Raw genomic sequence first — 15,214 nt, forward strand, 5'->3', positions numbered from 1 at the left:
CCCCTTAAATTTTCCTGGCCTGGGAAAGACTACCGGAACCTGAACGCTGCTCCGGTTCAGCGTCACTAACAAAAACGCAACATTAACATTATATTCAAAATATGGCGCGCCGTACGGTAGCGTCAACGCCAAGGCGGAGCATCCATGCAGTATAGTCAACTTGGCCAACCGCTAACGGACAACCCCACCTATATTGGTACAAATCTTATTTTAGCAAGTTTAAAATCGCCATTAATTCATTGCGTATCCACACGCGGTCCAGCGGCGCTTCCTGCGGCACGGCAGGCATGGCCGGCAGCACTGGCAGCTCGTCGGCGATGCCATGCGAGGCGCCGCGGCTGTCGAGCTTGTTGCGCGCGCCGCTGATGGTAAAGCCCTGCTCGTACAGCAATTCGCGGATGCGGCGTATCAGCAGCACCTCATGGTGCTGATAATAACGGCGGTTGCCACGTCGCTTGACCGGTTTGAGCTGGGAAAACTCCTGCTCCCAGTAGCGCAGTACGTGCGGTTTGACGCCGCACAACTCGCTCACCTCGCCGATCGTGAAATAGCGTTTCGCCGGAATGGGCGGCAAGGCGATCAACTCGGTTTTACTGATGCGCTCGTTCATCGCCACTCACTCAGGCAGCACGTGCCAGCGGACTGGTCTCTTCGACCATGCTTTTCAGCTTCTGGCTCGCATGGAAGGTCACGACACGGCGCGCCGTGATGGGGATCTCTTCGCCCGTCTTCGGATTGCGGCCCGGCCGCTGCGGCTTGTCGCGCAACTGGAAATTGCCGAAACCGGACAACTTGACGGCCTCGCCACGCTCGAGCGCGTTGCGGATTTCGTCGAAAAAGGTCTCGACCATATCCTTCGCTTCGCGCTTGTTCAGGCCCACTTGCTCGAACAACAGTTCGGCCAGTTCCGCCTTGGTCAAGGTCGGTAAATCTTTTTCCGCTTCCTGGCGCACTTTGGCAACCAGCATGGCCCGATGCAAATCGGCGGCCAGTGCGGATTGCAGTACGGCGGAATCAACGTCGCTGTTATTAATTTTCCTGCCCTGCCTTTTCTGTGCGCCCGAGCTCGCCACATGGCAAGCTCGTCTACGATTGACGACGGAAAGACCGTCACGCAAGGCGACGGCCAGTCCGATAATTACGAACGCAGTTTCGCGTCGTGGCCCTGCTTGGCAGCATCGATCAGGACAGCCATCAGGCCATCGACGACATCGTCTTGCAGGGTGTTTTGAGTATCTTGCAAGCTAATCCGGAAAGCAAGGCTTTTTTCATCCGCTTCCAGACCTTTTCCACGATATTCATCAAATAAAACAATGGCTTGCACGATACGCGCTGCCGGGCTCGCCTTCGCTGCCGCGTGGAAGCTGTCGAGCAGATCCTGCACGGCCACCGATTGCTTGACGACCACGGCCAGGTCGCGGCTGGCGCCAGGGAATTTCGAGATTTCCTGGTATGCGGGCACGACTCTTTGCGTCAAGGCAGCGGCGTCGACTTCGAACAGCACGGGTGCCAGCGGCAAGTCATACTTTTGCATCCAGCGCGGGTGCAATTCGCCGATGAAACCGATGACCTTGCCATCGAGCTCCACGTTGGCCGAACGGCCCGGATGCAGTGCCGGATGCTCCGCCTTGGTGAAACGCAAGACCAGCGGCGCGAACAGCGCTTCCAGGTCCGCCTTCACGTCGAAGAAGTCGACCGTGCGTGCGGCCTGGCCCCACTGCTCGTCGGCAACCGCGCCGTAGGCCATGGCAGCCACGCGCTTCGGCTGGGCGTAGCCAGCCACCGACAACGGGCCGTTTTCCACGCTGTCGTCGCGCTGGTAGATGGCGCCCACTTCGAAGATGCGCACGCGGTTCGTCTTGCGGTTCAGGTTGTAGCGCACATTGGCGATCAGGCTGCCGATCAGCGAGGAGCGCATCACGCTCATCTGGCTGGCGATCGGGTTCTGCAATTTGATCGGATTCGTGTTGCCCGAGAAATCGCGCTCCCATGCCGTATCGACAAAGCTCATGTTAACCACTTCCTGGAAGCCCAGGTCGGCCAGTTCATGACGTACCGCAAACAAGGAGCGGGTATTTTCCGGTGCAATCTGCATCACGTTCGCGGCCACGGGCGGCAAGGTCGGGATGTTTTCAAAACCGTACACGCGCGCCACTTCCTCGATCAGGTCTTCCTCGATCTCGATGTCGAAACGGTAGCTGGGCGAGGTCACGGAAAACACGCCGTCCGCCAAGGTGTATGGCAGGGCCAGGCGCGTAAAGATATCGGCAATCAGCTCATCGTTGAGCGGCACGCCGATGACTTTTTGCGCGCGCGCCGTGCGCATCGATACGGGCTGGCGTTGCGGCAAGTTCACCACGTGGTCGTCGACGGGGCCGACGGTGGTCGCTGGCGTGCCGCAGATTTCCACGATCAGCGCCGTGATGCGCTCGATGTGCTCGACGGTGGTGGCGAAATCGACGCCGCGCTCGAAGCGGTGCGCCGCATCGGTCGAGAAATTCAAACGGCGCGCGCGGCCTTGAATGGCGTTCGGCCACCAGAATGCCGCTTCCAGATAAATGCTGTCCGTATCATCCGACACGGAACTGGCGTCGCCGCCCATGATGCCGGCCAAGGATTCGATTTCTTTATCGTCAGCAATGACGCCGATCCACTCGTCGACGGCGATGGTATTGCCGTTCAACAGCTTGACGGATTCGCCCGCCTTGCCCCAACGCACGTCGAGGCTGCCGTGGATCTTGGCCAGGTCAAACACGTGGCTGGGACGGCCCAGTTCCAGCATGACATAGTTCGAGATATCGACCAGGGCCGACAGCGGACGCTGGCCGCTGCGCTCGAGGCGCTGCCTCATCCAGTCCGGCGTGGCTGCCTTGGCATTCAAGCCGCGGATGACGCGGCCGGTGAAACGGCCGCACAGGTCCGGCGCGCTGACTTTCACGGGCAGGATTTCGTCGCTGGAAACAGGCACGGTGCGGAACTGCGGCGCATTCAGGGGCACGCCCGTGAGTGCCGACACTTCGCGCGCCACGCCCAGCACGGACAGGCAGTCCGCCTTGTTTGGCGTCAACTTGATGGTGAATTTCAAGTCGTTGAGCGCAAAGTAATCGCGGAAGTTCTGGCCGATCGGCGCGTCGTCCGGCAATTCCATCAAGCCGGCGTTTTCTTCCGACAATTTCAATTCGCGCGCGGAGCACAGCATGCCTTGCGACTCGACGCCGCGCAGCTGGCCCACCTTGATTTCAAACGGCTTGCCATCGGCGCCAGGCGGCAGCACGGCGCCGGCCATCGCGCAGACGACTTTCAAGCCCGGGCGCACGTTCGGCGCGCCGCAGACGATGTTGAGCATGGTGCCCGTGCCGACGTCGACCTGGCATACATTCAGGCGGTCCGCGTTCGGATGTTTTTCCATCTCAAGGACCAGACCCACCACCACGTTCGAGAACGGGGGCGCGACAGGATCGACGTCTTCGACTTCGAGACCGGACATGGTCAGCAGATGGGCCAGTTCGTCCGAAGTCATCTTCGGATCGACCATGGTACGGAGCCAGTTTTCGGAAAATTGCATAATCAAGCCTTCAAAGGGTCAAAGCTCACAGCGCGAGCGCACAGGCGCTCAAGCGCCATGAATCAAACGGAACAACGCTTAGTTGAATTGCTTCAAGAAACGCAAGTCGCCTTCATAGAACAGGCGCAGGTCGTTGATGCCGTAACGCAGCATCGTCAAGCGTTCCAGGCCGGAGCCGAAAGCGAAACCGATGAATTTCTCGGGATCGAGGCCGAAGTTCTTCACCACGGTCGGATGCACCTGGCCGGCGCCCGACACTTCCAGCCAGCGGCCCTTCAACGGGCCGGAGCCAAAGGCGATGTCGATCTCGGCCGACGGTTCCGTGAACGGGAAGTACGATGGACGGAAGCGCACCTGCAGGTCATCTGTCTCGAAGAAGGCCTTGACGAAATTCAGGTACACGCCCTTCAGGTCGGCAAAGCTGATGTCTTCGGCGATCCACAGGCCTTCGACCTGGTGGAACATGGGCGAATGGGTGGCGTCGCTGTCGACGCGGTAGGTGCGGCCCGGCGCGATGACCTTGATCGGCGGCGTATGCGTGCGCGCATAGCGCACCTGCATCGGGCTCGTGTGGGTGCGCAGCAGCAAGGGCTTGCCATCGGTGTCGTTGCCATCGATGTAGAACGTGTCTTGCATGGAACGGGCTGGGTGGTTTTCCGGGCTGTTGAGCGCCGTGAAGTTGGTCCAGTCGTTTTCGATTTCAGGGCCGTCGGCCACGTCGAAACCGATGGAGCGGAAGATTTCCTCGACCCGCTCCCACGTGCGCATCACGGGATGGATGCCGCCTGGCATGCGGCCACGGCCTGGCAGGGTCACGTCGATCGCCTCGGCGTTCAGACGGCCTTGCATCTGGGCATCGGCCAGCGCATCACGGCGCGCCGTCAGCGCGTCTTCGATCTGCACTTTGACGGCGTTGATCAGGGCGCCCTGCGCCTTGCGCGCGTCCGGGTCCAGCTTGCCCAGGCCCTTCATCATTTCGGTAATCTGGCCAGTCTTGCCCAGGTAGCGGGCTTTGGCGTTTTCAAGTGCGGCAGCGTCTGCGGCGGCGATAAAGTCAGCCTGGGCCGAGACGACGAGTTCTTCTAGGGAGTTCATGCGGCATTTCCTGTTTTGGACATCAATTCTGGACTCGATTAGCAAAAGTCCAACAATCAAAAACGGAAACGGGGCATAAGGTTCACACCCCTGCCCCGCTCTTTATGACGTCACCCTACGGATGACGTTGTGCAATGACCGATGCTTACGCAGCGATTTTTGCTTTAACTGCGTTGACAATCGCAGCGAATGCTGGCTTGTCCATCACAGCCATATCGGCCAGGACTTTACGGTCCAGTTCGATATTTGCTTTTTTCAAGCCGTTCATGAATACGCTGTACGTTACGCCATGCTCACGGGAAGCGGCGTTGATACGGGCGATCCACAGGCGGCGGAAAACGCGCTTCTTGTTGCGGCGATCGCGGTAAGCGTATTGGCCAGCGCGCATAACTGCTTGCTTGGCAACACGGTATACACGGCTGCGGCGACCACGGTAGCCTTTAGCTTGAACAAGAATCTTCTTATGACGGGCACGAGCTGTAACCCCACGTTTTACTCTAGGCATAGTAACTCCTTAAATTGAGTGTGAGATTAAGCAGTCGGCATCATGCGCATGACGGATGTGACATCCGATGCGTTGATGTTACGGGTACCGCGCAACTGACGTTTGTTTTTGGTGGTTTTCTTGGTCAGGATGTGGCGTTTGAACGCGTGACCCGACTTGACTGTTCCACCTGGACGCACGCGAAAACGTTTTTTCGCGGAGCTTTTGGTCTTCATTTTAGGCATAGCAATCTGTCCTCTTACGGACAGCTCCATTTATAACAGGATTGCAGGTGGCAACACGACGCTGCGCTTAGATGCCTGCTTTCACATGTTGTGCAGCGGATGCGAGTCCACTACAGTTCACGCGGCCCGGGCATTGCTGACCGGGCCGCGCAAATTCTGCCTGGAATCTGGTGTCGCACCCATGCAGGCACAAACCACGTCGATCCACAGTAAAACGCTATTGTATCTTACTTCTTCTTCTTAGGCGAAAGAACCATGATCATTTGGCGGCCTTCCATCTTCGGGAACTGCTCAACCTGGCCATACGGCTCCAGATCGGCTTTCAGACGTTCCAGCATGCGGAAGCCAATATCCTGATGCGCCATCTCCCGACCGCGGAAACGCAAGGTGATCTTGGTTTTATCGCCATCTTCAAGGAACTTGATGAGATTACGCAACTTGATATTGTAGTCACCATCATCAGTCCCCGGACGGAATTTGACTTCCTTCACGAGGATGATCTTTTGCTTCAATTTGGCTTCGTGAGCTTTCTTTTGCTCCGAATACTTAAATTTGCCGTAGTCCATCAAACGGCACACCGGTGGCTGCGCGGTAGGCGCAATTTCCACCAGATCGACGTTTGCCTCTTCCGCCAGGCGGAAGGCTTCAGCCAAACTTACGATACCGAGTGGCTCGTTATCGACCCCGCTTAAACGCATTTCAGGGGCAGTGATTTCGCCATTGATGCGATGTGACTTGTCAGTAGCTATTGTAATTTCCTTTAAAAATCTTGTAAGACGGTCGTGCAGCGAGTTTCCTCGTCAGGCCTTGGTGTCGACTTCATGTTTGAGTCGCTCTATCAGGGCATCGACGGACATCACGCCCAGATCGACATTGCCCCGCGCCCGCACGGCCACTGTATTCGCATCCCGCTCTTTGTCGCCAATCACTAAGATGTAAGGCAATTTTTGTACGGAATGTTCACGTATTTTATAGGTAATCTTCTCGTTACGCAAATCAGCCTGTACGCGCAGCCCTGCTTTGCGCAGTTTTGTTGTAACTTCCTGTACATAGTCGGCTTGAGCGTCGGAAATATTCAACACCGACACTTGCACCGGCGACAGCCACAACGGCATGGCGCCCGCATAGTGTTCGATCAGGATGCCGATGAAACGTTCCAGCGAACCGACGATCGCGCGGTGCAGCATGATCGGCACCTGGCGCGTATTGTCCACGGCCACATATTCGGCACCCAGGCGGCCCGGCATCGACGGATCGATCTGCACGGTGCCCACTTGCCATGCGCGGCCCAGGCTATCCTTCAGGTGGTATTCGATCTTCGGACCGTAGAACGCGCCCTCGCCCGGCAATTCCGTCCATTCCACGCCGCAGGCGCGCAGGGCCGAACGCAGGGATTCCTCGGCGAAATCCCACGACTCTTCCGTGCCGATGCGGTTATCAGGACGCAAAGCCAGTTTCACATCGATATTCGTGAAGCCGAAAGCCGTGTACACATCCATCGCCTGCTGGTGGAACGCCGTCACTTCGCCGGCGATCTGCTCTTCCAGGCAGAAGATGTGGCCGTCATCCTGCGTAAAGCCGCGCACGCGCATCATGCCGTGCAAGGCGCCCGACGGTTCGTTGCGGTGGCATTGACCGAATTCGCCGTAGCGCAATGGCAGGTCGCGGTAGCTGCGCATGCCATTGTTGAAAATCTGGATATGGCCAGGGCAATTCATCGGCTTCAGCGCATAGGCGCGGTTTTCCGATTCCGTGATGAACATGTTTTCACGGTAATTGTCCCAGTGGCCCGTTTTTTCCCACAGGCCACGGTCGAGAATTTGCGGCGCCTTGACTTCCTGATAGCCGTTGACCTGGTACACATTGCGCATGTATTGCTCGACTTGCTGCCAGATCGACCAGCCTTTCGGATGCCAGAAGATCAAGCCTGGCGCTTCTTCCTGGAAATGGAAGAAATCGAGCTGCTTGCCCAATTTGCGGTGATCGCGCTTTTCCGCCTCTTCCAGGTTGTGCAAATACAGTTCCTGATCTTCCTTCTTGGCCCAGGCCGTGCCATAGATACGCTGCAGCATCTCGTTTTTCGAGTCGCCGCGCCAGTAGGCGCCGGCCAGCTTCATCAGCTTGAACACTTTCAGCTTGCCCGTCGATGGCACGTGCGGGCCGCGGCACAAATCCGTGAACTTGCCTTCGGAATACAGCGACACTTCCTGGTCGGCCGGGATCGAACCGATCAGTTCAGCCTTGTACGCTTCGCCGATGCCTTTGAAGTACTCGATGGCTTCGTCGCGCGCGACAACCTTGCGCGTGACTTGCTCATCCTTCTTGGCCAGTTCCGCCATTTTCTTTTCGATCGCGATCAGATCTTCGGGCGTGAACGGACGCTTGTAGGCGAAGTCATAGTAAAAACCGTTGTCGATCACGGGACCGATGGTCACTTGCGCGTCGGGGAACAATTCCTTGACGGCATACGCCAGCAAGTGGGCCGTCGAGTGGCGGATCACTTCCAGGCCATCGGCGTCCTTGTCCGTCACGATCGCCAGTTCCGCGTCTTGCTCGATCAGATAGGAAGTATCGACCAGCTTGCCATCGACCTTGCCGGCCAAGGCAGCCTTGGCCAGGCCGGTACCAATATTGGCCGCAACCTGGGCCACGGTGACCGGACCGTCGAATTGACGGGCGGAACCATCGGGAAGTCGGATTGTAAGCATATTGATCTCCATATCGGCGCTGGCGCCAGGTAAAACTGCAATGTGGTGTGGACTGAAAAACTGAAAGGAAAACGCGGACGCAAAAAAACGCGGACTAGCCGCGTTTTTCACTTTCTTGAGACAAAGGAAACCCGTTCGACTAGCGTCACTCCCAAAGCTTGGTAGTAGTTCGCGGTGTCATAACCGGTTTACCCTTTCTCTCTAACTGCATTCTGGTGGGCGGTGAGGAATTCGAATCCCCGACCCCTTGGATGTCGACCAAGTATTCTAACCAGCTGAACTAACCGCCCGTAAAACTTTTTTATCGATCACTGCATCAGCAATCGTCTTTAAAACCATCTACTGCCAAATTCTGGTGGGCGGTGAGGAATTCGAATCCCCGACCCCTTGGATGTCGACCAAGTATTCTAACCAGCTGAACTAACCGCCCCGAAGACCAGCATTATAGAGAGGCTTTCCCAGAATGACAAGGGCTGTTTTACAGGAAACTTTAATCATTCTCCGGGCGTCAGCCTCCTTTATATGGAGAGGGCCCGGCGCATGCGGAATGCCGCTAGAATCGGGGCATGAATTCCACCATACTAACTTGGCTGAAAACCCTGAGCCGCATTTGCGGTTTTGAAACGGCCGACTCCTTCCCGCCCCATCATCCGTACGCGCGTACGCGCTGGGACGCCGCGTATTTCGATATCGCCTCCGACGTGAAGCCCGACGAGATCGAGCGGCGCATCTGCGCGGCCATCGCCAACACGCCGAGCGTCTTCGCTTACATCACCAATCCCACGCCGCGCATGCAGCGTGCGCTGCTGAACGTGATCCACGGCCGGTTGCGGCGTCAGCCCGGCGCAGGCGCCACGGACCTGGTCTTGTTATTGATCAACGCCTACGCCAGCGACCACATCACGGAAGCCGTGCCCGGCCTGCGCAACCTGATCTTCAACACGGAACACGAGGACACGAATCTGCGCGTGCATGCGATCCTGGAATTGCTGGTGGGCACGCCGCGCGGGCTCGACGTCATCGATATGTAAATCAGGCGTGGGTGGCGGGAACGTAGCGCGCCCGCAAGCGCATGAACGGCGTTTCCACCAAAGCATATAAAAGCCAGCCTGTGGCGATGCTGGCAGCAATACTGGCCAGTATCGCTGTGAGGCTATCGGCGCCATGGCCAACGTCTTGCAAATAGGGCCGCAATAAAATGCACAGCTGCTTGTGCAGCAAGTAAATCGCATACGACCACAGGGCCAGGCTGGCCGCGCCCGGCACGCGCAGTCGATAGAGTGCGCTGGCTGGACTGAGCGCCGCGATCAGCAGCAGGGTAAAACTGGCGGCCAGGGCCGGATAACCGAACACCGTCACCCAGTAGCCATAGTGATCGTTCAGGAACACATAAAACATCAGCGCCGTGCCGACAATTCCGGCCAGCAAGCTGCGGTTGCCATGGGATGTCAGGCGCGTCCAGGCGGCCGGATGGTAATTCTTCAGCAGCGCCAGCGCCACGCCCGCCACCAGCTCGTCGAAACGACACCACGACGCGTAATAAATATACTTGTAATAGCCAAGGCCGCCGCGCGGCACTTGCACATACTCATCCCACAAATAGGCGCGCACCAGCATGCCGACGATAAAGCTGGCGGCCACGGCCAGCCAGGCCCACAGCAGGGACTTGCGGCAGGCGGCGATCAACAGCGCCACGGCCGGCAGCAGCACGTAGAACTGTTCTTCCACGCACAGCGACCACGCATGCGAAAACGCCGTACCCGGCGTCAGATTGATATTCTGCGTAAAGGTCAGGAATTTCCACAGCGGCAATAACGCGCTATCGCCGCGAAACGCGGGCCACAAGTAATACAGGGCCAGCACGGCGTAGAAACTGGGCAAGGTGCGCAGGAAGCGCCGCGCATAGAAACGCGGCAAGGAAAAGCCGTGCTCGCTGCGCAAGGCCGCAAAGATCTGGTTGCCGATCAGGTAGCCGCTGAGGGCAAAGAACAGGTCCACGCCCGTCCAGCCGATTTCGCCCCAGAAACCGAACGCCCCGCCCTCGCTGACGAACAGCAAATAATGGTTCATGAAGACGAGTACGATGGCCAGCGCACGCAGGGTATCGAGGCCGTAAAGGCGGGAAGGATGGGAAGTGCTGGGCATGGAATCGGCAAGGGAAAACAACGGTGGCGCCGATCATGCCATGCCGGGCCCGACGATGCGCACATTTTTACGAGAGGCTGTGGCGAATCCCGCTAAAATATGCCGACCCCGCTTTCCCTTCCCTGATACACAATAGGATATGTCCAGCATGAGCAGCGCACTCCACTTCAAGTCCATCAACTACACGGGCCAGGGCAGCGGCCCGCGCCTGATCGTCACCGGCGCCGTACACGGCAATGAAACCTGCGGCACCAAGGGCATCCACCGCGTGATGGCTGAACTCGACAGCGGCGCCCTCTCCATCGTGGCCGGCAGCGTCACGTTCGTGCCCATCACCAACCCGCTCGCTTACGCCAAGGGCGTGCGCAGCGGCGACCGCAACCTGAACCGCAACCTGTTCCCCAACGACAATCCACAGGATTTCGAAGACCGCATCGCCAACTGGCTATGCCCGCTGCTGGGCCAGCACGACGTGCTGCTGGACTTGCACTCGTTCAATGCCGACAGCCAGCCCTTCGTCATGGTGGGACCGCGCAACAACGATGGCCCGCTGCAACCGTTCAAGCACGAAGACAAGGAACGCGCGCTGGCACGCCGCCTGGGCGTGCGCCGCTTCGTCGATGGCTGGCTGCAAACGTATGGCGCCGGCGTACAGCGCCGCCTGGGCACCAGCGACCAGGTGGGCATGGTCTTGCGCTACGGCGTGGGCACGACGGAATACATGCGCTCGACGGGCGGTTATGCGCTGACCCTGGAATGCGGCCAGCACGCGGACCCGGCCGCGCCGGACGTTGCCTACCGCGCCATCATGAACACGCTCGCCTTCCTCGGCTTCATCGACGCGCCGCAGCCCGAACCGATCGCCGATGCCGACATGGAAGCGCTGAACATGGTCGTCGTGCACGACAAGCGCGATGCGGGCGACCGCTTCATCAAGACCTGGTCCAGCTTTGACAAGGTGCAACAGGGCGAGCAGATCGGCGTGCGCGCGGACGGCACGCCCGTGACGGCCGAGTTCGACGCCTACATCCTGTTCCCGGACGTCAACGCGCAAGCCAATGCCGAGTGGTATTACCTGGCGCGGGTTGCCAGCAGTTTCTGATTAGAGCCTATTCCAGTAGGGAGCGTCATCTGCTGGTAGTTCATCAGGAGCGCGGACAAGGCGTGAGGAGGACGCGTGGCGAGCCACGCGACGACGATCAACGCAGTCCCCGCTTCTGAGGGGCGCCAGCAGGGGATGTATTCATCTACTGGGATAGGCTCCTAGTGCCCGACGGACTTGGAAAACAAGTTAATCACGAGCACGCCGGCAATGATCAGCCCCAGGCCGATCAAGGCCGGCGTATCGAGGCTTTGCTTGAACCAAAACCAGCCGACGGCGGAAATGAGCACGATGCCCACGCCCGACCAGATCGCATACACGATGCCGGTAGGAATGACCTTCAAGGTCAGGGATAGGCACCAGAAGGCGATGCTGTAGCCAACCACGGTGATGACGCTGGGCCACAAGCGGCTGAAGCCCTCGGACGCCTTCAAGGCGCTGGTGGCGATCACTTCGGCGATGATGGCGATGGCCAGGTAGAAATAGGTCATGGCGAGACTCATGCTGGCCTCCTTATTGTGGGCTGAGCAGTTTCAAGCCCAGGATGCCGGACACGATCAGGGCGATGCAGGCGATGCGCGCGGCGCTGGCCGGCTCGCCCAGCACCATGATGCCGAAGATGGCCGTGCCAACGGTGCCGATGCCCGTCCAGATGGCGTAGGCCGTGCCCAGCGGCAAGGTGCGCAAGGCCAGGCCCAGCATCACCACGCTGCCCACCATGGAAACCGCCGTCAGCACGGAGGGCACGAGCCGCGTAAAGCCGGCACTGTACTTGAGGCCGATGGCCCAGCCGATTTCCAGCAAACCCGCCAATACCAGAATGATCCATGCCATACTTTTCTCCCGAGGCGGCAGGGTCGTCCCCGCCATACAGCCCCCACATCGAGCGGGGTCGTCCCCACAGGAGCAAAGGGAAAAGTATACCATTGGGTGAAAAATCTTGCCCCAAGCACACTTTGCGCTAGTACCATCGCTCTAGTCGAAAGTTGCCAAAAAACATGCACTTGGCAGCATAATTGCCGCATCCATTCACTTTCGGGAACAACAATGCTGCTACTGGCCCAAATCCTTACCGCCCTCATCCTGTTGCTGCACGTGTATATCGTGCTGCTGGAAACCGTGCTGTTCGATGCGCGCGGACGCAAGGTGTTTGGTCTGTCCAAGGAAAAGGCGGAGATCGTGCGTCCCGCCATGTCGAACCAGGGCTGTTACAACGGTTTTCTCGTCGCAGCGCTGGCACTGGGCTTTTTTCACCCGGACGCGGCCATCGCTTATGCATTCACCGTGTTCGGCCTGGCCTGCATCGCCGTGGCCGGTGTGTGGGGCGCGGCCACCGTCATGACGCGCATCCTCTACCTGCAAACGGTGCCTGCCGTCATCGCCTTGCTGCTGTTCCACTTCGCCTGATGCCTGCCGGGGCGGCCAGCCGGCCGCCCTTCCCCGCTCCGTGCTGCCTGCGCATACCCCATATGGGTGATGTTTCCAAAAAACATGCCCGATACAATTCCTTGTAGCAATAAAAAAGATACCACCAGATACATGGTGGCACGTCACAGTCCACAGGGGAAATCATGCAAGCACATCCAACCACCTTTGCCGTCACTTTACTCGGCTGTCTCATGCTGTCCGCCTGCGGTGGCGGCGGCAGCGACGACACCAGCTCAGGCAGCGGTTCCACCAGCGCCGGCGGCACCAGCGGCACCTCGGCAAACTGCCAGTACAGCAATCTGATCAGCGACGCGGAACGCAAGCAGGCCAGCGCCTGCGGCATCCAGGTGTCAGGCAACTATGCGCAGGCCGATTCCGGCTATGACAGCGTGATCGCCGCCTGCAAGCTGGGAGAAAAAGCCAAGGCCGATGCCTACTACAGCGGCACGTACCAGAAAATGGTCGACTACGCGCGCAACGTGAGCAAGGAACTGGGCTGCGGGCAAAACAATGGCACCACCTTGCCCAACAACACCACGGCAAGCAACTACAATTTCTGTGTCAAAAGTACCACCGTCAATGGTAAGCTCAGCTATGAAGGCGCTTGCTACGGCCCCGTCAAATCGGGCGAAGGCGGCTGCGGCAGCGGCTATAACTATGTGAGCCAGTACGCCAGCCTCAGCACGTGCACGTCCGGCGGCAAAAGCTGGCTGGAATCGCGTTAAGAAAGCCGGGCGGCCGAAGCAAAGGCCGCCCTTGTTTGTCTTGCCCACCGCTTGCCGCCATGAGGGTCGCCAATGACGCCATCGCTCGCCGTCGCCAGCCAGGCACTGATTACCCTGATCTACGAAGCGGCCACACAACATGGTGCCTGGTCGAAATTCCTGGCCGCCCTGGCGCAACAGTTGCAGTCGCACGCAGGCTTGATCTGGGCCAATGATTTCAGCAACCGCTCAGTCGATGTCCAGCTGCCGGGCAGCGGCCTGGCCGCCACGTATGGCTTCGAATCGGATGCCATGGCCAGCTTTGCCAGCTATTACGGTGCGCGCAACGTCTGGCTGGAAGACGCCTCCCTGCACCGTGAAGGCGCCGTCGTCACCGGCTCCATGCTGTTTCCCGACCATTGCCTGAAGAAAACCGAATACTGGACGGACTGGCTGCGCCCGCAAGACATCTTTTATACGGCGGCGGCCATCGTCGAATTGCGCGCAGAACGCTCCACCAACGTCACCGTGGTGCGCCGCGAACGGGCGGGCGCCTACGATGCGGGCGAGCTGGCGCTGATGCGCAAGCTGATGCCGCATCTGCAAACGGCGTTTGCCCTGCAGCGCAAGCTGCGCCGGCTGGAAGTGCTGTCCCAGAGTTCCACCCAGGTACTGGAATTGCTGCCGTTTGGCGTGCTGCTGCTCGACGCCACGTCGCAATTGCTGTACGCCAATGAGCGGGCGCTGGCCATGACGGCTTCGACGCGGCTGCTGCAGCTGCGCGAAGGCGCGCCCCTGTATTGCCCGCGCGAAGCGGACAACGGCGCGCTGCGGCGCCTGCTGCACGAGGCCGCGCAAACGGGCACGACGGCGGCAGGCGGCCCCGGCGGCGTGCTCAATCTGAACGGACTGACGGGCGAGCAGCTGCGCCTGCGCGTCACGCCCCTGCCCTCCTGGCACAGCCCATTCGGCTCGGCCAGCGCCATCGCCGTTTTCCTCAGCGACAGCAGCGACTTGATCACCTCCCTGGCCGCCACCTTGCGCAATTTCTATGGCATGACGGTGGCCGAGGCGCGCCTGACGGAAGCGCTCGTCAACGGCTATTCCTTGCAGGAATACGCCGAGCGCCAGCGCATCTCCATCCACACGGCGCGCACGCAGATCAAGAGCGCCACCGCCAAGGCCGGCGCCCAGCGCCAGGTGGACCTGGTGCGCATCGTGCTGACAGGTCCGGCCGTGCTGCAGCGCAATCCCCTTCCCGCCTGAACCCTTCAAAAATGCGTGCCGCCAGCACGCTTTTCATTTATATCGTAAGATAGCCATATCGTAAAAAAGCGATATTAAAATTGAACAGTCACGATATATACATCGCTGAAAAGCGAATCGTATATTCAGGAGAAACAATATGGATATCGACGCCATCCACAAGGCGCTGGCCAATCCCGTGCGACGGCAGATCCTGCAATGGCTGAAGGAGCCGGAACAGTATTTCCAGGAGCAGGATCACCCGCTGCACCTGGGCGTGTGCGCCGGCCTGATCGACCGGCGCCTGAACCTGTCGCAATCGACGGTGTCGGCACACCTGGCCAGCTTGCAGAAGGCGGGCCTGATTTCGGCCACCAAGGTGGGCCAATGGAGTTTCTTCAGCCGCAATGAAGCGACCATCCAGGCCTTTCTCGATCACATGCAGCAAGGTTTGTAACAGCAACCCCATCCACATCGCCGCACGCGGCACTCT

Annotated in this window: 17 protein-coding genes and 2 tRNA genes; 6 read left to right on the forward strand and 13 right to left on the reverse strand. The window is 59.2% G+C overall.

Annotated features, from left to right (window positions below; genetic code table 11):
- Positions 1-205: 205 nt before the first annotated feature.
- From AC54AG_RS10270 to AC54AG_RS10315, 10 genes are all read right to left on the reverse strand, one after another.
- A complete protein-coding gene (locus AC54AG_RS10270) occupies positions 206-610 on the reverse strand; it encodes a MerR family transcriptional regulator (RefSeq protein ID WP_034751915.1) in 405 nt (134 codons plus the stop codon).
- 10 nt (positions 611-620) lie between these two features.
- A complete protein-coding gene (locus AC54AG_RS10275; RefSeq protein WP_010399205.1) occupies positions 621-968 on the reverse strand; it encodes an integration host factor subunit alpha in 348 nt (115 codons plus the stop codon).
- 170 nt (positions 969-1,138) lie between these two features.
- Positions 1,139-3,565, reverse strand: a complete 2,427-nt coding sequence (gene pheT, locus AC54AG_RS10280) for a phenylalanine--tRNA ligase subunit beta (RefSeq protein ID WP_331776164.1) — start codon at positions 3,563-3,565, stop codon at positions 1,139-1,141.
- Positions 3,566-3,643: 78 nt separating this feature from the next.
- Positions 3,644-4,660 (reverse strand): phenylalanine--tRNA ligase subunit alpha, encoded by a 1,017-nt coding sequence (pheS, locus tag AC54AG_RS10285; RefSeq protein ID WP_034751917.1) that lies wholly within the window; start codon positions 4,658-4,660, stop codon positions 3,644-3,646.
- Between the two features lie 145 nt (positions 4,661-4,805).
- On the reverse strand, positions 4,806-5,165 hold the full coding sequence (gene rplT, locus AC54AG_RS10290; protein ID WP_010399214.1) for a 50S ribosomal protein L20: 360 nt from the start codon (positions 5,163-5,165) through the stop codon (positions 4,806-4,808).
- Between the two features lie 26 nt (positions 5,166-5,191).
- A complete protein-coding gene (gene rpmI / locus AC54AG_RS10295) occupies positions 5,192-5,389 on the reverse strand; it encodes a 50S ribosomal protein L35 (protein ID WP_038493025.1) in 198 nt (65 codons plus the stop codon).
- 227 nt (positions 5,390-5,616) lie between these two features.
- On the reverse strand, positions 5,617-6,177 hold the full coding sequence (infC, locus tag AC54AG_RS10300) for a translation initiation factor IF-3 (protein ID WP_205711303.1): 561 nt from the start codon (positions 6,175-6,177) through the stop codon (positions 5,617-5,619).
- 12 nt (positions 6,178-6,189) lie between these two features.
- Positions 6,190-8,097, reverse strand: coding sequence for a threonine--tRNA ligase (thrS, locus tag AC54AG_RS10305; RefSeq protein ID WP_034751987.1), 1,908 nt, complete (start codon positions 8,095-8,097; stop codon positions 6,190-6,192).
- 213 nt (positions 8,098-8,310) lie between these two features.
- Positions 8,311-8,387: transfer RNA gene (locus tag AC54AG_RS10310), tRNA-Val, on the reverse strand.
- Between the two features lie 63 nt (positions 8,388-8,450).
- Positions 8,451-8,527, reverse strand: a tRNA-Val gene (locus tag AC54AG_RS10315).
- A 136-nt stretch (positions 8,528-8,663) separates the two neighbouring features.
- On the opposite strand from AC54AG_RS10315, the gene AC54AG_RS10320 reads away from it, so the two are divergent.
- Entirely contained in the window at positions 8,664-9,128 is a 465-nt protein-coding gene (locus tag AC54AG_RS10320; protein WP_331776163.1) for a hypothetical protein, read from the forward strand.
- A gap of 1 nt (position 9,129) precedes the next feature.
- Here the strand turns inward: AC54AG_RS10320 and AC54AG_RS10325 are convergent, their stop codons facing one another.
- A complete protein-coding gene (locus tag AC54AG_RS10325) occupies positions 9,130-10,242 on the reverse strand; it encodes an acyltransferase family protein (protein WP_331776162.1) in 1,113 nt (370 codons plus the stop codon).
- Positions 10,243-10,381: 139 nt separating this feature from the next.
- Between AC54AG_RS10325 and AC54AG_RS10330 the strand changes: the two genes are divergently transcribed.
- The gene (locus AC54AG_RS10330) at positions 10,382-11,344 is read left to right on the forward strand and encodes a M14 family metallopeptidase (protein WP_442907201.1); all 963 of its coding nucleotides are present in this window, start codon (positions 10,382-10,384) and stop codon (positions 11,342-11,344) included.
- A 161-nt stretch (positions 11,345-11,505) separates the two neighbouring features.
- Here the strand turns inward: AC54AG_RS10330 and AC54AG_RS10335 are convergent, their stop codons facing one another.
- Together AC54AG_RS10335 and sugE are read right to left on the reverse strand one after the other, a co-directional pair.
- Positions 11,506-11,835, reverse strand: a complete 330-nt coding sequence (locus AC54AG_RS10335) for an SMR family transporter (protein WP_070217979.1) — start codon at positions 11,833-11,835, stop codon at positions 11,506-11,508.
- A gap of 22 nt (positions 11,836-11,857) precedes the next feature.
- The gene (sugE, locus tag AC54AG_RS10340; protein ID WP_046684095.1) at positions 11,858-12,178 is read right to left on the reverse strand and encodes a quaternary ammonium compound efflux SMR transporter SugE; all 321 of its coding nucleotides are present in this window, start codon (positions 12,176-12,178) and stop codon (positions 11,858-11,860) included.
- Between the two features lie 213 nt (positions 12,179-12,391).
- Between sugE and AC54AG_RS10345 the strand changes: the two genes are divergently transcribed.
- From AC54AG_RS10345 to AC54AG_RS10360, 4 genes are all read left to right on the forward strand, one after another.
- On the forward strand, positions 12,392-12,751 hold the full coding sequence (locus tag AC54AG_RS10345) for a DUF1304 domain-containing protein (protein ID WP_034751924.1): 360 nt from the start codon (positions 12,392-12,394) through the stop codon (positions 12,749-12,751).
- 164 nt (positions 12,752-12,915) lie between these two features.
- On the forward strand, positions 12,916-13,497 hold the full coding sequence (locus AC54AG_RS10350; RefSeq protein ID WP_319991186.1) for a hypothetical protein: 582 nt from the start codon (positions 12,916-12,918) through the stop codon (positions 13,495-13,497).
- A gap of 72 nt (positions 13,498-13,569) precedes the next feature.
- A complete protein-coding gene (locus AC54AG_RS10355; protein ID WP_331776160.1) occupies positions 13,570-14,742 on the forward strand; it encodes a helix-turn-helix transcriptional regulator in 1,173 nt (390 codons plus the stop codon).
- Between the two features lie 139 nt (positions 14,743-14,881).
- Positions 14,882-15,178 (forward strand): ArsR/SmtB family transcription factor, encoded by a 297-nt coding sequence (locus AC54AG_RS10360; RefSeq protein ID WP_034751927.1) that lies wholly within the window; start codon positions 14,882-14,884, stop codon positions 15,176-15,178.
- The last annotated feature ends 36 nt before the right edge of the window (positions 15,179-15,214 follow it).

Source organism: Janthinobacterium sp. BCJ23 (assembly GCF_059617945.1).